The organism is Streptomyces sp. SirexAA-E (assembly GCF_000177195.2).
Taxonomy (GTDB): Bacteria; Actinomycetota; Actinomycetes; order Streptomycetales; family Streptomycetaceae; genus Streptomyces; species Streptomyces flavovirens.
On the sequence record NC_015953.1, the window covers coordinates 5,386,500 to 5,408,874 of the forward strand.

At 72.7% G+C, this 22,375-nt stretch carries 18 protein-coding genes; 15 read left to right on the forward strand and 3 right to left on the reverse strand.

What is annotated here, in order from left to right:
• Window positions 1-61: 61 nt before the first annotated feature.
• The 11 genes from SACTE_RS24165 to SACTE_RS24220 all read left to right on the forward strand — a co-directional run bounded on the left by SACTE_RS24165 (window position 62) and on the right by SACTE_RS24220 (window position 14,920).
• A complete protein-coding gene (locus tag SACTE_RS24165) occupies window positions 62-1,624 on the forward strand; it encodes a PucR family transcriptional regulator (RefSeq protein ID WP_014048639.1) in 1,563 nt (520 codons plus the stop codon).
• A gap of 176 nt (window positions 1,625-1,800) precedes the next feature.
• A complete protein-coding gene (locus tag SACTE_RS24170; protein WP_014048640.1) occupies window positions 1,801-3,246 on the forward strand; it encodes an aldehyde dehydrogenase family protein in 1,446 nt (481 codons plus the stop codon).
• 185 nt (window positions 3,247-3,431) lie between these two features.
• Window positions 3,432-5,378 (forward strand): acyl-CoA dehydrogenase family protein, encoded by a 1,947-nt coding sequence (locus tag SACTE_RS24175; RefSeq protein WP_014048641.1) that lies wholly within the window; start codon window positions 3,432-3,434, stop codon window positions 5,376-5,378.
• A gap of 79 nt (window positions 5,379-5,457) precedes the next feature.
• Window positions 5,458-6,696 (forward strand): 3-phosphoshikimate 1-carboxyvinyltransferase, encoded by a 1,239-nt coding sequence (gene aroA / locus SACTE_RS24180; RefSeq protein WP_014048642.1) that lies wholly within the window; start codon window positions 5,458-5,460, stop codon window positions 6,694-6,696.
• A 50-nt stretch (window positions 6,697-6,746) separates the two neighbouring features.
• The gene (locus SACTE_RS24185) at window positions 6,747-7,241 is read left to right on the forward strand and encodes a nucleotidyltransferase family protein (protein ID WP_014048643.1); all 495 of its coding nucleotides are present in this window, start codon (window positions 6,747-6,749) and stop codon (window positions 7,239-7,241) included.
• A 388-nt stretch (window positions 7,242-7,629) separates the two neighbouring features.
• Window positions 7,630-8,883, forward strand: coding sequence for a 1-deoxy-D-xylulose-5-phosphate reductoisomerase (gene dxr / locus SACTE_RS24195; RefSeq protein ID WP_037758325.1), 1,254 nt, complete (start codon window positions 7,630-7,632; stop codon window positions 8,881-8,883).
• On the forward strand, window positions 8,880-10,190 hold the full coding sequence (locus SACTE_RS24200) for a site-2 protease family protein (RefSeq protein WP_014048646.1): 1,311 nt from the start codon (window positions 8,880-8,882) through the stop codon (window positions 10,188-10,190). Before dxr ends, SACTE_RS24200 begins: the two co-directional genes overlap by 4 nt.
• Before the next feature lie 180 nt (window positions 10,191-10,370).
• A complete protein-coding gene (gene ispG, locus SACTE_RS24205) occupies window positions 10,371-11,528 on the forward strand; it encodes a flavodoxin-dependent (E)-4-hydroxy-3-methylbut-2-enyl-diphosphate synthase (RefSeq protein WP_014048647.1) in 1,158 nt (385 codons plus the stop codon).
• A gap of 152 nt (window positions 11,529-11,680) precedes the next feature.
• The gene (locus tag SACTE_RS24210; protein ID WP_014048648.1) at window positions 11,681-12,526 is read left to right on the forward strand and encodes a DUF4081 domain-containing GNAT family N-acetyltransferase; all 846 of its coding nucleotides are present in this window, start codon (window positions 11,681-11,683) and stop codon (window positions 12,524-12,526) included.
• Between the two features lie 45 nt (window positions 12,527-12,571).
• Window positions 12,572-13,150 carry a GNAT family N-acetyltransferase gene (locus SACTE_RS24215; protein ID WP_014048649.1) on the forward strand — a complete coding sequence of 193 codons (579 nt, stop codon included), beginning with the start codon at window positions 12,572-12,574 and terminating at the stop codon, window positions 13,148-13,150.
• Between the two features lie 69 nt (window positions 13,151-13,219).
• A complete protein-coding gene (locus tag SACTE_RS24220) occupies window positions 13,220-14,920 on the forward strand; it encodes a proline--tRNA ligase (RefSeq protein ID WP_014048650.1) in 1,701 nt (566 codons plus the stop codon).
• Between the two features lie 81 nt (window positions 14,921-15,001).
• Here SACTE_RS24220 and SACTE_RS24225 read toward each other — a convergent pair whose 3' ends face one another.
• From SACTE_RS24225 to SACTE_RS24235, 3 genes are read right to left on the reverse strand one after another with little or no spacing between them, the layout of a single operon-like run.
• Window positions 15,002-15,919 carry an aminoglycoside phosphotransferase family protein gene (locus SACTE_RS24225; protein WP_014048651.1) on the reverse strand — a complete coding sequence of 306 codons (918 nt, stop codon included), beginning with the start codon at window positions 15,917-15,919 and terminating at the stop codon, window positions 15,002-15,004.
• Between the two features lie 29 nt (window positions 15,920-15,948).
• Window positions 15,949-16,458 carry a ferritin-like domain-containing protein gene (locus SACTE_RS24230; protein WP_014048652.1) on the reverse strand — a complete coding sequence of 170 codons (510 nt, stop codon included), beginning with the start codon at window positions 16,456-16,458 and terminating at the stop codon, window positions 15,949-15,951.
• Entirely contained in the window at window positions 16,455-16,979 is a 525-nt protein-coding gene (locus SACTE_RS24235) for a hypothetical protein (RefSeq protein ID WP_014048653.1), read from the reverse strand. Before SACTE_RS24235 ends, SACTE_RS24230 begins: the two co-directional genes overlap by 4 nt.
• A 171-nt stretch (window positions 16,980-17,150) precedes the next feature.
• On the opposite strand from SACTE_RS24235, the gene rimP reads away from it, so the two are divergent.
• The 4 genes from rimP to infB all read left to right on the forward strand — a co-directional run bounded on the left by rimP (window position 17,151) and on the right by infB (window position 22,337).
• Entirely contained in the window at window positions 17,151-17,648 is a 498-nt protein-coding gene (gene rimP / locus SACTE_RS24240; protein ID WP_014048654.1) for a ribosome maturation factor RimP, read from the forward strand.
• Window positions 17,649-17,650: 2 nt separating this feature from the next.
• Window positions 17,651-18,682, forward strand: a complete 1,032-nt coding sequence (nusA, locus tag SACTE_RS24245) for a transcription termination factor NusA (RefSeq protein WP_014048655.1) — start codon at window positions 17,651-17,653, stop codon at window positions 18,680-18,682.
• Window positions 18,683-18,814: 132 nt separating this feature from the next.
• On the forward strand, window positions 18,815-19,093 hold the full coding sequence (locus SACTE_RS24250; protein WP_078492656.1) for a YlxR family protein: 279 nt from the start codon (window positions 18,815-18,817) through the stop codon (window positions 19,091-19,093).
• A gap of 148 nt (window positions 19,094-19,241) precedes the next feature.
• Window positions 19,242-22,337: a translation initiation factor IF-2 gene (gene infB / locus SACTE_RS33440; protein WP_078492657.1), complete on the forward strand. Its 3,096-nt coding sequence runs from the start codon at window positions 19,242-19,244 to the stop codon at window positions 22,335-22,337.
• Window positions 22,338-22,375 lie beyond the last annotated feature (38 nt).

The following is a 22,375-nucleotide window of genomic DNA, read 5'->3' on the forward strand; positions in this document are numbered from 1 at the left end:
GAATCGGAACCGGCCGTCTGTACGGGGCGGCGCAATCGACTCCCAGAGGTCCGGCGGTCCCATGCCACCCACTCTCGCCTCGCTCGTCCAGCACTCGGCGCTCAAGCTCACGGTCCGCGCGGGGGCGGACCGGCTCGCCACGCCCGTGCGCTGGGCACACGCCAGCGAGCTCGCCGACCCCGTCCCGTACATGGACGGCGGGGAACTGCTCCTGGTCACCGCGACCAACCTGGACGCCGAGGACCCCGAGACGATGCGGCGGTACGTCCGGCGGCTGGTGGCCGCCGAGGTCGCCGGACTCGGCTTCGCCGTCGGGGTCACCTACGACGAGGTCCCCGCGGCGCTCGTCGACGCCGCCGAGGAGGCCGGGCTGCCCCTCCTCGAAGTGCCCCGGCGCACGCCGTTCATCGCCATCAGCAAGGCGGTGTCGGCGGCCATCGCCGCCGACCAGTACCGCGCCGTGACCGCCGGGTTCGAGGCGCAGCGCGAACTGACCCGGGCGGCCCTCGTCGGCGAGGGGCCCGCCGGGCTCATCACCCGCCTCGCCGCCCAGGTCGACGGCTGGGCCGCGCTGTACGACACCTCGGGCGCCGTCGTCGCGGTGGCACCCGACTGGGCGGCCCGGAGGGCGGGGCGCCTCACGGGCGACGTACGCCGCCTCGGGGACCGCGCCGCCCCGGCCAGTGCCGTCGTCGGCGGCCCGGAGGACCGGGTGGAGCTCCAGTCCCTGGGCACCGGCCGGCACGCCCGGGGCGCGCTCGCCGTCGGTACGGGCGCCTCCCTCGGCACGGCCGAGCGGTACGCGGTGCACTCCGCCGTGGCCCTGCTCACCCTCACCACCGCACGCTCCCGCTCGCTCCAGGGGGCCGAGCAGCGGCTGGGGGCGGCGGTCCTTCAGATGCTGCTCGCCGGCCAGCCCGACCACGCCCGGACGGTCGCCGGCGACCTGTACGGAGCCCTGCTGGACGCGCCGTTCCGGCTGCTCCTCGCGGAGGCGTCCGACACGGAGCTGCTCACCGAGACGATGGAGGCCGCCGCCGCCCGGTCCGGCGAGACGCTGCTGATGGTGCCCGAGGGCGACCGGGTCGTGGTGCTGGCCACGGACGGCGGCGCCGCCGTCGCGGCCTGTGCGGCGTACGCCCAGGCGCAGGACGACCGCCCGGCGCGCGAACCGGGGAAGGACGACACCGATGTGGCCGTCGGACTGTCCGCCCCGGCGGGGCCTGTCGCGGCCTCCTTCGCGTACAAGCAGGCCGAGCAGGCCCTGTCGGTGGCCCGCCGCCGGGGCAGGGCCCTGGTCGAGCACGAGGAGCTGGCCACCGGCTCGGTCCTGCCCCTGCTCGCCGACGACGCGGTACGGGCCTTCGCGGACGGGATGCTCCGCCCGCTCCAGGAACACGACGCCAAGGGCCGAGGCGACCTGGTCGCCTCGCTGCGCGCCTGGCTCTCCCGGCACGGGCAGTGGGACGCCGCGGCGGCCGACCTGGGCGTCCACCGCCACACGCTGCGGTACCGGATGCGGCGGGTGGAGGAGATCCTGGGCCGCTCCCTGGACGACCCGGACGTCCGGATGGAGCTCTGGCTCGCCCTGAAGGCGACGGCCGCCTCCTCGACGACCCCGTAGACGCCGGACCGTCCCGGGCCCCACCGAACGCGTACGACAAACCGGCGTGTCCGCACCCCGCTCCGCTCCACACCGGACAAGCCTCATCCGACCCGCCGCGCCCTACCGTGGGGGCCGGGTACCAGCGCGGTGCCCCTGACGCTCCTGTTCACCACCCCCGAAGGGCCGGAACCGCCATGACTTCCACCCACGCCTTCTGGCTGGCCGGCCGCCAGGCCACCGGCGAGGACAGCTTCGACGTCACCAACCCCTGGGACGGCAGGCTCGTCGGTACCGTGGCCGTGCCGACCGAGGCCCAGACCGAGGAAGCCGTCGCCGCCGCGTACGCCGTGCGCGAGGAGTTCGCCGCGACCCCGGCGCACGTACGCGCCGCCGCGCTCGACCACGTGGTCCGCCGCCTCACCGAGCGCACCGAGGAGATCGCCCGGCTGATCTCCGCCGAGAACGGCAAGCCCATCAAGTGGGCGCGCGGCGAGGTCGGCCGCGCCGTCTCCGTCTTCCGGTTCGCCGCCGAGGAGGCCCGCCGCTTCAACGGCGGCGACGCCCAGCGGCTGGACACGGACGCCGGCGGCACCGGCCGTCTCGGGCTGACCCGGCGCTTCCCGCGCGGACCGGTCCTCGGCATCGCGCCCTTCAACTTCCCGCTCAACCTGAGCGCCCACAAGGTCGCCCCCGCCATCGCCGTCGGCGCGCCGATCATCCTGAAGCCGGCCCCGGCCACCCCGATCTCGGCGCTGGTCCTCGGCGAACTGCTGGCCGAGACCGACCTGCCGGCCGGTTCCTGGTCCGTCCTGACCGTGCCCAACGACAAGATGCCCGCCCTGGTCCAGGACGAGCGACTGCCCGTGATCTCCTTCACCGGCTCAGGACCCGTCGGTTACTCGATCATGGAGTCGGTGCCCCGCAAGCACTGCACCCTCGAACTCGGCGGCAACGGCGCGGCCGTCGTCCTCGGCGACTGGTCCACGGACGAGGACCTGGACCGGGCCGCGAGCCGTATCGCCACCTTCTCCAACTACCAGGGCGGCCAGTCCTGCATCTCGGTGCAGCGCGTCATCGCCGACACCTCGGTGTACGACCGGCTCCTCCCCAAGATCGTCGCCGCCGTCGAGGCACTGGTGACCGGCGATCCCTCCGACGCCGCCACCGACGTCGGCCCGCTGGTCAGCGAGGACGCCGCCCGCCGCGTGGAGGCCTGGGTCGACGAGGCCGTCGCGGCCGGGGCCACCCTCCTGACCGGAGGCAGGCGGGACGGGGCCACCTACGCCCCGACGGTCCTCACCGACCTGCCCGACACCACCACTCTCGCCGGCGAAGAGGTCTTCGGCCCGGTGCTGTCCGTGCGGCGGACCGACGGCGAGGCCGAGGCCTTCGCCGCCGTCAACGCCTCCAAGTACGGCCTCCAGGCAGGGGTCTTCACCCATGACCTGCAGACCGCCTTCCGCGCCCACCGCGCCCTGGAGGTCGGCGGCGTGGTCATCGGCGACGTCCCCTCCTACCGCGCCGACCAGATGCCGTACGGCGGCGCCAAGCAGTCCGGTGTGGGCCGTGAGGGCGTGCGCTACGCGATGGAGGACTACACCTACGAGCGGGTCCTGGTCCTCACCGGCCTGGCCCTGTAGCCCCACGCCACGACCGGACCGGCCGGAGCCCGCCGTACAGCGGGCCCCGGCCGGTCCCGTGTCGCGCCGGGCGTCCGCCGCACGGTGGTAGGGGTGGCGCAGATGGGGTACATACGGACGAGTGGTACCGAACGGCACGCGCAAGGCCCGACCATCGTCCCGACTCGCGGCGAGGTGAGTTCCTCATGTCCGCCCCATCCGACACACCCCAGGCCCCCAAAGTCACCGAGCGCGAAGCACGGCAGGTGGCCGAGGCCGCCCGTGAACAGGACTGGCGCAAGCCGAGTTTCGCCAAGGAACTCTTCCTCGGACGCTTCCGTCTCGACCTGCTCCACCCGCACCCCGTGCCCGGCGCCGAGGACGTGCGGCGCGGCGAGGCCTTCCTCGACCGGCTGCGCGCGTTCTGCGAGACCCACGTCGACGGGGCGCTCATCGAGCGCGAGGCCAAGATCCCCGACGACGTGGTCAACGGCCTCAAGGAGCTCGGCGCGCTCGGCATGAAGATCGAGACCCGGTACGGGGGCCTCGGCCTCACCCAGGTCTACTACAACAGGGCGCTGGCACTGGCAGGTTCGGCCAGCCCGGCCATCGGCGCGCTGCTCTCCGCCCACCAGTCCATCGGTGTCCCGCAGCCGCTGAAGATGTTCGGCACCCAGGAGCAGAAGGACACCTTCCTGCCGCGCCTGGCCCGTACCGACATCTCCGCCTTCCTGCTCACCGAGCCCGACGTCGGCTCCGATCCGGCCAGGCTCGCCACCGCCGCCGTCCCCGAGGGCGACGACTACGTCCTGGACGGCGTGAAGCTCTGGACGACCAACGGCGTCGTCGCCGACCTGCTCGTCGTGATGGCCCGGGTCCCGGCGTCGGACGGACACAAGGGCGGCATCACGGCGTTCGTCGTCGAGGCGGACTCCCCGGGCATCACCGTGGAGCACCGCAACGCCTTCATGGGCCTGCGCGGCATCGAGAACGGCGTGACCCGCTTCCACGGCGTCCGCGTCCCGGCCGCCAACCGGATCGGCCCCGAGGGCGCCGGTCTCAAGATCGCCCTCACCACCCTCAACACCGGCCGCCTCTCGCTGCCCGCCATGTGCGTCGGCGTCGGCAAGTGGTCGCTGAAGATCGCCCGCGAGTGGTCGGCGGTGCGCGAGCAGTGGGGCCGCCCGGTCGCCCGGCACGAGGCGGTCGGCGCGAAGATCTCCTTCATCGCCGCCACCACCTTCGCCCTGGAGGCGGTCGTCGACCTCTCCTCGCAGATGGCCGACGAGAGCCGCAACGACATCCGCATCGAGGCCGCCCTCGCCAAGCTGTACGGCTCCGAGATGGGCTGGCGGATCTCCGACGAACTGGTCCAGATCCGCGGCGGACGCGGCTTCGAGACGGCCGACTCGCTCGCCGCCCGGGGCGAACGCGCCGTGCCCGCCGAGCAGATGCTCCGCGACATGCGCATCAACCGGATCTTCGAGGGCTCCACGGAGATCATGCACCTGCTGATCGCCCGTGAGGCCGTCGACGCCCACCTCAAGGTCGCCGGCGACATCATCGACCCCGACAAGCCCCTCTCCGACAAGGCCAGGGCGGGCGTCGACGCCGCCGGGTTCTACGCCCGCTGGCTCCCCAAGCTCGTCAGCGGACCCGGACAACTGCCCAACGCCTACGGAGAGTTCCGCGTCCCGGGCCATCCCGACCTCTCCGGCCACCTGCGCCACGTCGAGCGCTCCGCCCGCAAACTGGCCCGCTCGACCTTCTACGCCATGTCCCGCTGGCAGGGCCGCATGGAGACCAAGCAGAACTTCCTCGGTCGCATCGTCGACATCGGCGCCGAACTCTTCGCGATGAGCGCCGCCTGCGTCCGCGCGGAGCACCTGCGTGCCACCGGCGACCACGGCCGCGAGGCCTACCAGCTCGCCGACGTCTTCTGCCGGCAGGCCCGCCTCCGGGTGGAGGAGCTCTTCGCCCGGCTGTGGGCCAACACCGACGACATCGACCGGCGCGTGGTCGACGGCGTCCTGTCCGGGACGTACGCGTGGCTGGAGGAGGGCGTCATCGACCCCAGCGGCGACGGCCCCTGGATCGCCGACGCCACCCCGGGCCCGGCCACCGGCGAGAACGTCCACCGTCCCATCCGCTGAACCGGCCGGCACCGCGGGGCGCGTCCACTGCCTGGACGCGCCCCGCAGGCACGCCCGGCGCGCGGCAGGATGGGCGACCGTGACCGTCATCCACATCCCCGGTTCCAAGTCCGTCACCGCCCGCGCGCTGTTCCTGGCCGCCGCGGCGGACGGCACGACCACCCTCCTGCGGCCCCTGAGCTCCGACGACACGGAGGGGTTCGCCGAGGGGCTCACCCGCCTCGGACACGGGGTGACACGCGAGCCGGACCGCTGGCACATCGAGGGACGCCCCGACGGCCCCGCCGTCACCGAGGCCGAGGTCCACTGCCGGGACGGGGCCACCACCGCCCGCTTCCTGCCCACGCTCGCCGCCGCCGCGCCCCGCGGGACGTACCGCTTCGACGCCTCGGCCCAGATGCGCCGCCGCCCGCTCGGCCCGCTCACCGAGGCGCTGCGCGCCCTCGGTGTGGACCTGCGCCACGAGGGGGCCGAGGGCCACCACCCGCTCACCGTACGGGCGTCGGGCGTCAAGGGCGGCGAACTCACCCTGAACGCGGGGGAGTCGTCCCAGTACCTCACCGCACTGCTCATGCTCGGCCCGCTCACCGCCGAAGGGCTGCGGATCCACGTCACGGAACTGGTGTCCGCCCCTTACGTCGAGATCACCCTCGCGATGATGCGGAGCTTCGGCGTCGACGTCGTCCGTGAGGGGAACACCTTCACCGTCCCCCCGGGCGGCTACCGCGCCACCACCTACGCCGTGGAGCCCGACGCGTCCACCGCGAGCTACTTCTTCGCCGCCGCGGCGCTCACCGGCCGCGAGGTCACCGTCCCGGGGCTGGGCACCGGCGCGCTCCAGGGCGACCTGCGCTTCACCGACGTCCTGCGCCGCATGGGCGCCGAGGTGACGACCACGGACACGGGCACGACGGTCCGCTCCACCGGGGCGCTCTCGGGCCTCACCGTCAACATGCGCGACATCTCCGACACCATGCCGACCCTGGCCGCCGTCGCACCGTTCGCCTCCTCGCCCGTACGGATCGAGGACGTCGCCAACACCCGGGTCAAGGAGTGCGACCGGCTGGAGGCCTGCGCGCGGAACCTGCGCGCCATGGGCGTCACCGTGCACACCGGCCCCGACTGGACCGAGATCCACCCCGGCACCCCCCGGCCCGCCGAGATCACCACGTTCGGCGACCACCGCATCGTGATGTCGTTCGCGGTCGCGGCGCTGCGCGTGCCCGGCGTCACCTACGACGACCCCGGCTGCGTCCGCAAGACGTTCCCCGAGTTCCACGAGGTCTTCGCCCGGTTCGCCGCGGAAGGCGCCGGCTGACCGGAGAAAATCCCGCGCGCCCGGCCCCGGCGGCGTCTACCGTGCGGCCCATGATGACCCGCGGCGACGTCCTGTCCGTCCTCGGCCTGCTCGACCGGGCCGGAGCCCGGGTGGTGATCGCCGGAGGGTGGGGCGTGGACGCGCTGCTCGGGGAGCAGACCCGTGAGCACCGCGACCTCGACCTGCTGCACGTGCGGGAGCAGGAGGGCGCCGTCGTCGCGGTCCTCCGGGCCGCCGGATACACCGAGACGCTCGATCGGCGCCCGGTCCGTTTCGTCCTCAGCCACCCCGACGGGCCCGAGATCGACCTGCACCCGCTGGAGTTCGCCCCCGACGGCTCCGCCGTGCAGTCCTCGTTCGACCCCGAGCGGCCCTTCCGCTACCCGGCCGCCTGCTTCGTGACCGGCACCGTCGGGACGACCACGGTGCGCTGCCTCTCCGCCGAACAGCAGGCGCGCTTCCACCAGGGGTACGAACCGGCCGCCCACGATGTGGCGGACATGGCGCACCTGAGGAGGAAGTTCGGCGTCGAGACCCACTTCTGATCCCGCGATGCCGCACAATCGAGCCCCGGCCGCCGTCGCGGCGGCCGTCGACCGACGACAGGGGCGGGGATGTTCGGGGTGTCCGGTGGGGGTGACCGGCGGGGCGCGCGCGCACCCGCCGCGGCCTGCGCGGCGGTGACGCCCGCGGGCGTCAGCGGGTGCGGGGGCGACGGCGGCACCGAGGGCGGCGACGGCAGGGCCGCCACGAGCCCGGGACCCGCCACGCCCGCCTTCCGCGGGGAGATCCCGGACACGCAGGACGTCCGCGGGATCCCGCGGGACGCCACGACCGCCCGGTGGGGGGAAATCCGTGCCGCACGCACCTGAGCCACGCGCCGACGGGGACGCCCTGTCCGCGCGCACAGCACGAGCGGCGACAATGGTCGCCATGACCGACAGCCCCGCACCCCTCGCCGACCCCCATCTCGTCTTCGACGCGGTACACGGCCGCCGGGATCTGGTGATCCTCGGCTCCACCGGGTCCATCGGCACCCAGGCCATCGACCTGGTGCTGCGCAACCCGGACCGCTTCCGCGTCACCGCGCTCTCCGCCGCGGGCGGCCGGGTCGCGCTCCTCGCCGAGCAGGCGCGGCAACTGCGGGTGGACACCGTCGCGGTCGCCGACCCGGACAAGGTGCCGGCGCTGCGTACGGCGCTGCGCGAGAGCTACGGTGCGGGCGAGCCGCTCCCCGGGATCCTGGCCGGCCCCGACGCCGCGACGGAGCTCGCGGCGAGCGACTGCCACACCGTGCTGAACGGCATCACCGGATCGATCGGCCTCGCCCCGACCCTCGCGGCGCTGAAGGCGGGCCGCACGCTGGCGCTCGCCAACAAGGAGTCGCTGATCGTCGGAGGGCCGCTGGTCAAGGCGCTCGCGGCACCCGGCCAGATCATCCCGGTCGACTCCGAGCACGCCGCGCTCTTCCAGGCGCTGGCCGCCGGCAAGCGCGCCGACGTACGCAAACTGGTCGTCACCGCGTCCGGCGGGCCCTTCCGGGGGCGTACGCGCGCCGAGCTGGCCGACGTCACCCGCGAGCAGGCGCTCGCCCACCCGACCTGGGCCATGGGGCCGGTCATCACGGTCAACTCCGCGACCCTGGTCAACAAGGGGCTGGAGGTCATCGAGGCGCACCTCCTCTACGACATCCCGTTCGACCGGATCGAGGTCGTGGTCCACCCCCAGTCGTACGTGCACTCGATGGTGGAGTTCACCGACGGCTCCACCCTCGCCCAGGCCACCCCGCCCGACATGCGCGGGCCGATCGCCGTCGGGCTCGGCTGGCCCGAGCGGGTCCCGGACGCGGCACCCGCCTTCGACTGGACGACCGCCTCCAGCTGGGATTTCCACCCGCTCGACACCGAGGCGTTCCCCTCCGTCGGGCTCGCCCGGCACGTGGGCGCCCTGGGCGGCACCGCGCCGGCGGTGTTCAACGCGGCCAACGAGGAGTGCGTGGACGCCTTCCTCGCGGGGCGGCTGCCCTTCAACGGAATCATGGACACGGTCACAGCCGTGGTGGCCGAACACGGCACCCCCGCCACGGGAACTTCACTGACGGTCACGGACGTCCTGGAAGCGGAGACCTGGGCCCGGTCCAGGGCCCGTGAACTCTCGGCGGAAGCGACAGCGGAGGCGCACGTATGAGCACGACGACGATCCTGATGACGGTCCTGGGGATCGCCGTCTTCGCCGTGGGGCTGCTGTTCTCGATCGCCTGGCACGAGCTGGGCCACCTCTCGACGGCCAAGCTCTTCGGCATCAGGGTGCCGCAGTACATGGTCGGCTTCGGGCCGACCATCTGGTCGCGCAGGAAGGGCGACACGGAGTACGGCATCAAGGCCATCCCGGCCGGCGGCTACATCCGGATGATCGGCATGTTCCCGCCCGGCCCCGACGGACGGCTCGAGGCGCGCTCCACCTCCCCGTGGCGCGGCATGATCGAGGACGCGAGATCCGCCGCCTTCGAGGAGCTCCAGCCGGGCGACGAGTCGCGCCTCTTCTACACGCGCAAGCCGTGGAAGCGCGTCATCGTGATGTTCGCCGGGCCCTTCATGAACCTGGTCCTGGCCGTCGCGATCTTCATGGGCGTGGCCATGACCTTCGGCTTCCAGACCCAGACCACCGAGGTCGCGGGCGTCCAGCAGTGCGTGATCGCCCAGAGCGAGAACCGCGACACCTGCGAGACCTCCGACCCGGTCTCGCCGGCCAAGGCCGCAGGTCTGGAGGAGGGCGACAAGATCGTCGCCTTCAACGGCCAGAAGATCGACGACTGGGCCACCCTCTCGGACAAGATCCGGCAGACCATCGGCCCCGCCACCATCACCGTGCAGCGCGACGGCCGGGAACAGACCCTGCACGCCGTGCTGAAGAAGAACGCCGTGGCCAAGAAGGACGCCGACGGCGAGGTGGTCCCCGACCAGTACGTCAGCGCCGGCTACCTGGGCTTCGCGGCCAGGACCGAGATCGTCCCGCTCTCCTTCGGCGACTCGGTCGTCCGCATGGGCGACATGATCGAGAACGGCGTCGACTCGATCATCGCCCTGCCGTCCAAGATCCCCGCCCTGTGGAACGCGGCCTTCAGCGACGGCGAGCGCGCCGACGACTCGCCGGTCGGCGTGGTCGGAGCCGCCAGGATCGGTGGCGAGGTGATGAACCTCGACGTCCCGGCGCAGAACCAGATCGCGATGATGCTGTTCCTGCTGGCAGGCTTCAACCTCTCGCTGTTCCTGTTCAACATGCTGCCGCTGCTGCCCCTGGACGGCGGACACATCGCGGGCGCGCTCTGGGAGGCCCTGCGCCGCAACGTGGCCCGGGTCTTCAAGCGCCCGGACCCCGGACCGTTCGACGTCGCCAAGCTGATGCCGGTCGCCTACGTCGTCGCCGGGATCTTCATCTGCTTCACGCTGCTGGTGCTCGTCGCCGACATCGTGAACCCCGTGAAGATCACCTGACACCTCGCACGTCCCACAGGTGGCGGCCGGTCCCACGGGTGGCGGCCCGCCGCCACCCGTGGGCGGTTCGGCGGACGGGGTGCGCCCGTATTTCCTCCGGTGCCGTAACCTCGAAGCCTGGAGTCCGCCGATCCCGGTACCTCGATCCACACTGATCCACACCTTGGGGATGCTCAGCGCATGACTGCGATTTCTCTTGGAATGCCTGCCGTTCCGACCAAGCTCGCCGACCGACGGGTCAGCCGTCAGATCCAGGTCGGATCGGTGGCGGTCGGCGGCGACGCACCGGTGTCGGTGCAGTCCATGACGACGACGCGTACCTCGGACATCGGTGCGACCCTGCAGCAGATCGCGGAGCTGACGGCCTCCGGCTGCCAGATCGTGCGGGTGGCCTGTCCCACCCAGGACGACGCGGACGCGCTCGCGACCATCGCGAGGAAGTCGCAGATCCCGGTGATCGCGGACATCCACTTCCAGCCGAAGTACGTCTTCGCCGCGATCGACGCCGGCTGCGCGGCGGTCCGGGTGAACCCGGGGAACATCAAGCAGTTCGACGACAAGGTCAAGGAGATCGCGAAGGCGGCGGGCGACGCCGGCACCCCGATCCGCATCGGCGTGAACGCGGGCTCGCTGGACGCGCGGCTGCTGAAGAAGTACGGCAAGGCGACGCCGGAGGCGCTGGTCGAGTCCGCCCTCTGGGAGGCGTCGCTCTTCGAGGAGCACGGCTTCCGGGACATCAAGATCTCGGTGAAGCACAACGACCCGGTCGTCATGGTCAACGCCTACCGCCAGCTGGCCGCGCAGAGCGACTACCCGCTGCACCTGGGCGTGACCGAGGCCGGCCCGGCGTTCCAGGGGACCATCAAGTCCGCCGTGGCGTTCGGCGCGCTGCTCTCCGAGGGGATCGGGGACACCATCCGGGTCTCGCTCTCGGCCCCGCCCGCCGAGGAGGTCAAGGTCGGCCTCCAGATCCTGGAGGCGCTGAACCTGAAGCAGCGCCGGCTGGAGATCGTCTCGTGCCCGTCCTGCGGACGCGCCCAGGTGGACGTGTACAAGCTGGCGGACCAGGTCAGCGCCGGTCTGGAGGGCATGGAGGTCCCGCTGCGCGTCGCCGTGATGGGCTGCGTCGTCAACGGCCCCGGTGAGGCACGCGAGGCCGACCTGGGCGTCGCCTCGGGCAACGGGAAGGGCCAGATCTTCGTGAAGGGCGAGGTCATCAAGACCGTCCCCGAGTCCAAGATCGTGGAGACCCTCATCGAGGAGGCCATGAAGATCGCCGAGCAGATGGAGAAGGACGGCGTCGCGTCCGGCGAGCCCGAGGTCTCCATCGCCGGCTGACCCCCGGCCACCCCTGTGCACCCGTGCCCCGCGGCTCCGTACCGCGGGGCACGGCCGTGTCCGCACCAGGCTCCGCCACCCGCGCGGGCGGCGTTCCACAGCCTTGTCGGTTACAGTGCGGAAATCAGCAGACCGTATGGTGAGGCCCCCCAGTGTTGACGCAGACCACCACCCGGGTCCTCGACCCCGGCGAGCTCCCCGCCGCGCTCGCCATCCTGGAGAGCGAACCCGTCGAGAACGCGTTCGTGACGTCCCGCGTCCAGGTCGCGGGGCTCGACCCCTGGCGCCTCGGCGGCGAGATGTGGGGCTGGTACACCGACGGCAGGCTCCGCTCCCTCTGCTACTCCGGCGCCAACCTCGTCCCCATCTGCGCCACCCCCGAGGCCGTCCGCGCCTTCGCCGACCGCGCCCGCCGGGCCGGCCGCCGCTGCTCCTCGATCGTCGGCCCCGCCGGGCCCACCGGCCAGCTGTGGCGGCTGCTCGAACCGAGCTGGGGCCCCGCCCGCGAGGTGCGGCCCAACCAGCCGCTCATGGTCGCCGAGAGCCCCTCCGCCGAGGTGGAGGCCGACCCTCTCGTGCGCCGTATCGGCAAGGACGAGCTGGACGTCCTCATGCCGGCGTGCGTGGCCATGTTCACCGAGGAGGTCGGCGTCTCCCCGCTGGCCGGCGACGGAGGACTCCTCTACCAGGCGAGGGTCGCCGAGCTGATCACCACCGGCCGCTCCTTCGCCCGTATCGAGGACGGCAAGGTCGTCTTCAAGGCGGAGATCGGCGCCGCGACCCCCCGCGCCTGCCAGATCCAGGGCGTCTGGGTCGCCCCCGAACACCGGGGCCGGGGACTCTCCGAGACGGGCATGGCCGCCGTCCTGCGCTACGCGCTGGCCGACGTGGCCCCGGTCGTGAGCCTGTACGTGAACGACTACAACACCGCCGCGCGCCGGGCCTACAGCCGGGTCGGCTTCCGCGAGACCGGCGCCTTCATGAGCGTGCTCTTCTGACGCGCGCTGTTCTGGCCGGGCGGCCCGGACAGTAGGGTTCCCCGCATGGCAGCAGCAACCCCCGCTTTCCCCCGCGGCTCCGGGGCACCGGACATCGTGGTCGGACCGCTCGACCTCGCCGCCCGTGTCGACGAGGCACTGGCCGTGCAGGCCGTCGCCTTCGGCCTCTCCCAGGACGAGATCGACGTGCGCCGCCATATCGTGCTCCGGCACCTCGACGACCCCCGGGCACGTGCCCTCGGCGCCACCACCCCCGAGGGCCGTCTCGCCGGCTTCGTCTACGGACTGCCGAACAACCGTGCCCACTGGTGGTCCACCGTCGTCGAGCCGTATCTGCGCGCCACCGGCTCCGAGGGCTGGCTCGACGACTCGTTCGTCATCACCGAACTCCACGTCCACCCGGACTTCCAGCAGCGCGGCATCGGCCGCAGCCTGATCACCACCGTCACGGACGCCGTCGACCAGCCCCGTTCGATCCTCTCGGCGATCGACACGGAGAGCCCCGCGCGCGGCCTCTACCGATCCCTGGGCTACCAGGACCTGGCCAGGCGGGTCGGCTTCCCCGGCGCACCCAAGCCCTACGCGGTGATGGGGGCGCCCCTGCCGCTGCGGCGCGGCCGGTGAATCGATTTCCGCCCGCGCGGGCCGCCCGGCTAACCTCGGGGCCACCACCCTTCCTAGCAGGAGTTCATCATGGCCCAGGTCCAGCGCATGTCCCGATTGATGATCAAGACACTGCGTGACGACCCGGCCGACGCCGAGACGCTCAACCACAAGCTCCTCGTCCGGGCCGGATACGTACGCCGCACCGCCGCCGGCCTCTGGTCCTGGCTCCCGCTCGGCAAGAAGGTCCTGGAGAACGTCAGCCGCGTCGTCCGCGAGGAGATGGACGCCATCGGCGGCCAGGAGGTCCTGCTGCCCGCGCTGCTGCCCAAGGAGCCCTACGAGGCGAGCGGCCGGTACGACGAGTACGGCGACCTGCTGTTCCGGCTCCGGGACCGCAAGGGCGCCGAGTACCTCCTCGGCCCCACCCACGAGGAGATCTTCACCCAGGTCGTCAAGGACATGTGCTCGTCCTACAAGGACCTGCCGGTGATCCTCTACCAGATCCAGACCAAGTACCGCGACGAGGCCCGCCCGCGCGCCGGTGTGCTGCGGGGCCGTGAGTTCCAGATGAAGGACTCGTACTCCTTCGACACCACCGACGAGGGGCTGGCCGAGTCCTACCAGCTGCACCGCGCGGCCTACATCCGGATCTTCGAGCGCCTCGGCCTCGACCACCGCATCGTCTCGGCGGTCTCCGGGGCCATGGGCGGCTCGGCGTCCGAGGAGTTCCTGGCGCCCGCACCGGCCGGCGAGGACACCTTCGTCGACTGCCCGAACTGCGACTACGCGGCCAACACGGAGGCGGTGACCTACGTCGCCACCCCCGCCGAGGCCCCCGCCGCAGGCCCGGTCGAGGAGCTGGACACCCCGGACACCCCCACCATCGAGTCCCTCGCCGACTTCCTCGGCGTCCCGGCGTCCGCGACCCTGAAGAACCTGCTGGTCAAGGTCGACGGCGAGATCGTCGCCGTGGGCGTGCCCGGTGACCGCGAGGTCGACCTCGGCAAGCTCGGCGAGCACCTGGCACCCGCCGAGGTCGAACTCGTCACCGCCGAGGACTTCGTGGGCCGCCCCGACCTGGTGCGCGGCTACGTCGGCCCCCAGGGCCTGGAGAAGGTCCGCTACATCGCCGACCCCCGCATCGCCGCCGGCACCTCCTGGATCACCGGTGCCAACAAGGAGGGCGTCCACGCGAGGAACGTCGTCTGCGGGCGAGACTTCGAGGTCGACCAGTACCTCGACGTGGTCGTCGTCGAGCCGGGCGACCCCTGCCCCAGGTGCGGCACCGGCCTCCAGGTCGACCGCGCCATCGAGATCGGCCACATCTTCCAGCTCGGCCGCAAGTACGCCGACATCTTCTCCCTCGACGTCCTCGGCCAGCAGGGCAAGCCGGTGCGCGTCACGATGGGTTCGTACGGCATCGGCGTCTCCCGCGCGGTGGCGGCCCTGGCCGAGCAGACCGCCGACGACAAGGGCCTGTGCTGGCCCCGTGAGGTCGCCCCGGCGGACGTGCACGTCGTCGCCGCGGGCAAGGCGCTCCAGACCGAGCTGGCGCTCGACGTCTCCGAGAAGCTCGGTGCCGCGGGGCTGCGCGTCATCGTCGACGACCGCGCGGGCGTCTCGCCGGGCGTGAAGTTCACCGACTCCGAGCTCATCGGCGTCCCCAAGATCCTGGTCGCCGGCCGCCGTTCGGCCGAGGGCGTCCTGGAGCTGAAGGACCGCCGCACCGGCGAGCGCGAGGAGCTCACCGTCGATGAGGCCCTCGCCCGCCTGACCGACCAGGGCTGACCACGCCTGGGCCGATGACGGCGAAGTGGCCCCCACACAACCGTGTGGGGGCCACTTCGCCGTCCGGCCGGTGGGCGGTCCTCACAGCCAGCCGGCGAACTCCAGCGTCAGTTCGCCGTCCTGGCGGCGGCCCGCGCTCAGCGTGCGCGTGCCCGACTCCACGGCCCGGAACAGCGTCCAGCCGCGCAGCCGGGCCTGGTCGACCTCCAGTGACTCCGCCAGCTTCTTGACGCGGCGCCGTGCCGTCACCGGGCCGCCCGGCGACGCGATCAGGTCCTCGACCCGGTCGCGTACCAACCGGGCCAGGTCGTAGGCGCGTTCGCCGACCAGCGGCTCCGGCCCGAGGGCCAGCCACGGCGCCCGCTCACCCGACAGCACCTTGCTCTGCCGGAAGTTGCCGTGCAGCAGGAGGCTCTCGGTCTCCTGCGCGAGGAGTTCCTCGCGGGCGGCGAGCGCCGCCGAGACCAGCGGTTCCAGCTCCGGCTCCCGGGCGGCGGTGGCCCGCATCGCCTCCACCTGGCCCGCGGTCCGCTCCGCCACCGTCTCGAAGGGGTGGCCGGGCGGTGGCTCCACCCACAGGCGGCGCACGATCCCCGCCGCCTCCAGCAGGGCCTTCGCCTCGGGCAGCGAGCGCAGCGACACCTCGTGGTGCAGCCGCTCCAGCAGCAGGGCGTCCCCCGGCAGCACGACGTCGGCGGGGAGCAGCGGTTCCACGGCGCCCCAGCCGTTCCAGTGCGCGAGCGCCGCCCGTTCGAGTCCGGGCGCGGCGTCCGGCGGAGCGAGCTTCAGCGCGGCCGGCGTGCCGTCCGGCCGGTGTACGAGCAGCACGAGGCTGCTGCGCCCGCCCGGGGCCACCACCCGCTCGGCGACGACCTCGTGGCCCGCGGCGGACAGTGCCTCCCCGGCCAGTGCGGGGAGCCGGCCGAGCCAGTCGGCGGCCCCGTCCCCGTACGTCTCGCCGAGCGCCCGCACCAGCCGCTGCGGCGGTTCGAAACCCATACGTGCCTTGTTCCCCTTCCGAGCCTGCGTCAGTGCGGGGCGCCGGTGGCGCCCGCCTCGGCCGTGGCGTCCGCCGGATCGGCGGAGGCCTTCTCCGCGAGCCCCGGAAAGGCTACGCCGGAGCCGCGCCAGCGGGCCGCACGCACGGCGGCCTCCCGGAGCGCGCCCGCGGCGTCCTGCCGCAGCGGCCCCCGGGCGGCCCGTACGAGGTCGGAGTACACCCCCGCGACCCGGTCCTCCACGACGGCGGCGAGCCGCATCGCGGCCGACGGGTCGGGCACCGCGAACGGCAGAGCGTACGCGGCGTCCGCCGCCACCGGCGTACCGCCCAGGTCACGGACGGTACGGACCAGCGTGTCCCGGCGTGCCCGGTGCGCGTCGTGGGCGGCCGTGGCGTCGGTGCGACGGCGTCCCTCCAGCCGGCCGCCCAGCACGCCGTAGCCGTACACCGCCGCGTGCTCGGCGGCGAGCGCGGCCTGCGCGGCCCGGAGTGCGGCCGCCTCCTCGGACCGCCCGGCCGTCCCTGCCGCTTCGGTCATGACGAGAGCTCCTCGGCCAGTTCGGTCAGCAGATAGGCGTGGACCGCGCCGGCGGCCGCCACGGAGGCCAGCAGCCTCGCCAGTTCGGGCTCGGCGCCCGTCAGGGCCTTCGCACGGTCGTCGGCCACCCGGCGCTCCTCGGCCGCCAGGGCCTTGAGGGCGGCCGGCGCGTCGGCGGGGGAGGCGGGGGAGGCGGTGGGAGCGGGCGGCAGGGGCGTGTCCTGCGCGAAGGCCCGGGCGTGCTCCCTCACGGCGGCCCGCAGCGGTGCGAGCCCGGCCGATGCCGCCGGGTGCGCGGCCGCCACGGCGGCGTACCGGCCGGCCAGGGCGTGGCTGGTCCGCGCGGCGGCCGTCCGCAGGGCCTTCCCGGCGCGGACCGACGCGGTGCGCGCGTCGGCGGCGGCGTTCCCCGGGGCGGCGCCGGACCGGGCGCCGCCTCCGCAGCCTGTCAGTACCGCGCCCAGGGCGAGTGCCCCCGAAGCGGTGAGCGCGCCCCTGCGCGTCGTCCCCGTGCGCCGCACTTGTCTCCTTAGGCCTGGTTTTTGGCGGAATCTGACCCGAAATGATCACCGCAGGCGAGCGTACCCGCGGCCGGACGGGAGGCGGACGGCAACACCCCTGCGGACCGGATACCCTTTGACCCGACACACGACGATCCCCACAACAGCACACGCGGCCGAGGAGTCACCCGGATGAGCACCACCCAGAGCGATAGGCTGCGCGGACTGCTCGAACCGCTCGTCAGCGCCAAGGAGCTGGACCTCGAGGAGATCGAGGTGTCCCGGGCGGGCCGCCGGCGGGTGCTGCGGGTCATCGTCGATTCCGACGACGGCGTCGAGCTCGACACGTGCGCAGAGCTGAGCCGCACGATCTCCGAGACCCTCGACGCGACCGACGCGATGGGCGAGGGCGAGTACGTCCTCGAAGTGAGCTCTCCGGGCGCGGACCGCCCGTTGACCGAGCACCGCCACTACGTACGCGCCACCGGCCGGCTGGCCAAGCTGAACCTGGCCGACGGCGGCGAACTGGTGGCCCGCATCCTCGGCGTCGACGACGAGGGGCTCGATCTCGAGGTGCCGGGCGTCAAGGGCCGCAAGCCCACCGCGCGCCGGGTCGCCTTCGACGAGATCGCCAAGGCGCGCGTGGAGATCGAATTCAACCGCAAGGACAAGAAGGAAGAGGAGGCGTAGCCGTGGACATCGATGTGAAGCTTCTGAAGGGCTTGGCGCAGGACAAGGAGATCCCCTTCGACGTGCTCGTCGGGGCGATCGAGTCGGCCCTCCTCATCGCGTACCACCGCACCGAGGGCAGCCACCGCCGTGCGCGCGTCGAGCTGGACGCCGCCGGTCACGTCACGGTGTGGGCGAAGGAGGACCCGGCCGACCTCGAAGAGGGCCAGGAGGCCAAGGAGTTCGACGACACCCCGTCCGGTTTCGGCCGTATCGCCGCGAGCACCGCCAAGCAGGTCATCCTGCAGCGACTGCGGGACGCCGAGGACGACCGGACGTTCGGCGAGTACGCAGGCCACGAGGGCGACGTCGTCACCGGCCTCGTCCAGCAGGGCAAGGACCCGAAGAACGTCCTGGTCGACATCGGCAAGCTGGAAGCGATCCTGCCCGTGCAGGAGCAGGTGCCGGGCGAGGAGTACACCCACGGCCTGCGCCTGCGGACGTACGTCGTGCGGGTGGCCAAGGGTGTCCGCGGCCCGTCCGTGACCCTGTCGCGGACGCACCCCAACCTCGTGAAGAAGCTCTTCGCGCTGGAGGTCCCGGAGATCGCGGACGGCTCGGTCGTCATCGAGGCCATCGCCCGCGAGGCCGGCCACCGCACCAAGATCGCCGTCCGCTCGACCCGTGCGGGCCTCAACCCCAAGGGCGCCTGCATCGGCCCCATGGGCAGCCGGGTGCGCAACGTCATGGCCGAGCTGCACGGCGAGAAGATCGACATCGTGGACTGGTCGGACGACCCGGCCGAGATGGTCGCCAACGCGCTGTCACCCGCGCGGGTGAGCGAGGTCGAGGTCGTGGACCTCGGCGCCCGCTCCGCCCGGGTCACCGTGCCCGACTACCAGCTGTCGCTGGCGATCGGCAAGGAAGGGCAGAACGCCCGTCTCGCGGCGCGGCTCACCGGCTGGCGCATCGACATCCGCCCGGACACCGAGACGGACGAGGAGCGGGAGACCGCGGACCGCCAGCGCGCGGAGCGTGCCCGGGAGCGGTCCTGACCGGTTCGCGGCCGCGGCCCCGGCCCGGTACGAAGGAATAGATCGAGGCGGTCCGTCGCTGAGATTCACGACAACATCCGTTCGATTCTTGCCCCAAAGGGGTGAGGTCGGTACGGGGAGGTAGACTTAAACGTGTCTGGCCGGACGCACCCCCGCGCTTGCCCTGAGCGAACCTGTGTGGGATGCCGGGAGCGGGCGGCCAAGAGCGAGCTGCTGCGCATCGTCGTGGACGAGGGAGAGGTTGTCCCTGATCCACGCGGTACGCTGCCCGGCCGGGGTGCGTATGTGCACCCCGCCTCTGTCTGTCTCGACCTGGCGGTCCGCCGCCGGGCATTCCCCCGGGCCTTCAAGGCCAAGGGGCCGTTCGACTCCGCGGCACTGCAGCGGTTCGTCGAGCGGGTGACACCGTAAGAAAGTGAACGGCACGGGTCCCCGTGCGGTCAGGTACCTCGCGAGTTGGAAGTAGGTCGAGATTGCGATGAGCACTCGATGAGTACGCGATGAGTACGCCCATGAAGTAGCGACGGTCCGGCGGTAACCCGGACCTAAAAGGAGCGAAGTGGCTAAGGTCCGGGTATACGAACTCGCCAAGGAGTTCGGCGTGGAGAGCAAGGTCGTCATGGCCAAGCTCCAAGAACTCGGTGAATTCGTCCGTTCGGCGTCCTCGACGATCGAGGCGCCGGTTGTACGTAAGTTGACCGACGCGCTGCAGGGTCCCGGCGGCAACGCCGGCAAGACCGCAGCAAAGCCTGGCGCGCCTCGTAAGGCCGCCCCCGCAAAGCCCGCGGCGCCCTCACCGGCCGCCGCGGCACGTCCCGCTGCCCCGAAGCCCGGCGCCCCGGCCCCCAAGCCGGCCGCCCAGGCCCCGGCGAGCAGCGCCCCCGCGGCGCCGGCCGCCGGTCCCCGTCCGGGACCGAAGCCCGCGCCCAAGCCGGCCCCGGTCACCCCGGTGCCCGCCGCCGAGTTCTCCGCGCCGGCCCCCGCGCCGGAGCGCCAGGAGCGCCCCGCGGCACCGCAGCAGGCCCCCCGTCCCACCGGCGCCACCCCCGGCCCCCGTCCCGCCCGTCCGGCTCCGGCCGGCGGCCAGCGTGACGGCGGCCAGCGTGACGGCGGCCGTGGCGGCGAGCGCGGCGGCGACCGTCCGGCCCGCCCCGCGGGCCAGGGCGCACCCCGCCCCGGCGCACGTCCGGCGGGTCCCCGTCCGGGCAACAACCCCTTCACCTCCGGCGGCTCCACCGGCATGGCGCGCCCCCAGGCGCCCCGTCCCGGCGGTGCCCCGCGCCCCGGCGGCGGTCAGGAGCGCCCCGGCGCCCCGCGTCCGCAGGGTGGTCCGGGCGGCGCTCCGCGTCCCCAGGGCCAGGGTGGCGCACGTCCGTCTCCGGGCGGCATGCCCCGTCCGCAGGCTCCCCGTCCGGGCGGCGGCCCGGCCGGTAACCGCCCGAACCCGGGCATGATGCCGCAGCGCCCCGCAGCGGGTCCGCGCCCCGGTGGGGGCCCCGGCGGTGGCCGTGGTCCCGGTGCCGGTGGTCGTCCCGGCGGTGCCGGTGGCGGTCGTCCCGGTGGCGGCGGCTTCGCGGGCCGTCCCGGTGGCGGCGGTGGCGGCGGCTTCGCAGGCCGTCCCGGTGGTCCCGGTGGCGGTGGCGGCGCGGGCCGTCCCGGTGGTGGCGGCGGCTTCGGCGGTCGTCCCGGCTTCGGTGGCCGTCCCGGCGGCCCGGGTGCCCGCGGTGGCACACAGGGTGCGTTCGGTCGTCCCGGTGGTCCCGCGCGTCGCGGTCGCAAGTCGAAGCGGCAGAGGCGTCAGGAGTACGAGGCCATGCAGGCCCCGTCGGTGGGCGGCGTCATGCTGCCCCGCGGCAACGGGCAGGCCGTCCGGCTGTCGCGCGGTGCCTCGCTGACCGACTTCGCGGAGAAGATCAACGCCAACCCGGCGTCGCTCGTCGCCGTGATGATGAACCTCGGCGAGATGGTCACCGCCACGCAGTCCGTCTCCGACGAGACGCTGAAGCTCCTCGCGGACGAGATGAACTACGTCCTCGAGATCGTCAGCCCGGAGGAGGAGGACCGCGAGCTGCTCGAGTCCTTCGACATCGAGTTCGGTGAGGACGAGGGCGGCGAAGAGGCACTGGTCTCCCGTCCGCCGGTCGTGACCGTCATGGGTCACGTCGACCACGGTAAGACCCGGCTGCTGGACGCGATCCGCAAGACGAACGTCGTAGCGGGCGAGGCCGGTGGCATCACGCAGCACATCGGTGCGTACCAGGTCTCCTCCGAGGTCAACGGCGAGGACCGCCGCATCACCTTCATCGACACCCCGGGTCACGAGGCGTTCACCGCCATGCGTGCGCGTGGTGCGAAGTCCACCGACATCGCGATCCTCGTGGTCGCGGCGAACGACGGTGTGATGCCCCAGACGATCGAGGCGCTGAACCACGCCAAGGCGGCCGAGGTGCCGATCGTGGTCGCGGTCAACAAGATCGACGTCGAGGGTGCCGACCCGACCAAGGTGCGCGGTCAGCTCACCGAGTTCGGGCTGGTGGCCGAGGAGTACGGCGGCGACACGATGTTCGTCGACATCTCCGCCAAGCAGGGCCTCAACATCGAGGCACTGCTGGAGGCCGTCGTCCTCACCGCCGACGCCTCGCTCGACCTGCGGGCCAACCCGGAGCAGGACGCGCAGGGCATTGCGATCGAGTCCCACCTCGACCGCGGCCGCGGTGCCGTCTCGACCGTCCTGGTCCAGCGCGGAACGCTGCGCATCGGCGACACGATGGTCGTCGGCGACGCGTACGGCCGTGTCCGGGCGATGCTCGACGACAACGGTCAGAACGTCCAGGAAGCGGGTCCCTCGACCCCCGTCCTGGTCCTGGGTCTCACGAACGTCCCGGGTGCCGGCGACAACTTCCTGGTGGTCGACGAGGACCGTACGGCCCGTCAGATCGCCGAGAAGCGTGCCGCCCGTGAGCGCAACGCCAACTTCGCCCGCAAGGGTGTCCGGTTCTCCCTGGAGAACCTGGACGAGGCGCTCAAGGCCGGTCTGGTCCAGGAGCTCAACCTCATCATCAAGGGCGACGCGTCCGGTTCGGTGGAGGCTCTCGAGTCCTCGCTGCTCCAGCTCGACGTCGGTGAAGAGGTCGACATCCGGGTCCTGCACCGCGGTGTGGGTGCGGTCACCGAGTCGGACATCAACCTGGCGACCGGCTCCGACGCCATCGTGATCGGCTTCAACGTGCGCGCCGCGGGGCGTGCCGAGCAGATGGCCGAGCGCGAAGGCGTGGACGTCCGGTACTACTCGGTCATCTACCAGGCGATCGAAGAGATCGAAGCGGCCCTCAAGGGCATGCTCAAGCCGGAGTACGAAGAGGTCGAGCTCGGCACGGCGGAGATCCGCGAGATCTTCCGCTCGTCCAAGCTGGGCAACATCGCCGGTGTGCTGGTCCGCTCCGGCGAGGTCAAGCGCAACACCAAGGCGCGCCTGCTGCGCGACGGCAAGGTCATCGCGGAGAACCTCAACATCTCCGGTCTGCGCCGCTTCAAGGACGACGTCACCGAGATCCGCGAAGGTTACGAGGGCGGTATCAACCTCGGGAACTTCAACGACATCAAGATCGACGACGTCATCGCGACGTACGAGATGCGCGAGAAGCCGCGAGGCTGATCAACGGGGATTCCCGGGGGGAGACCCCCGGGCTCTCT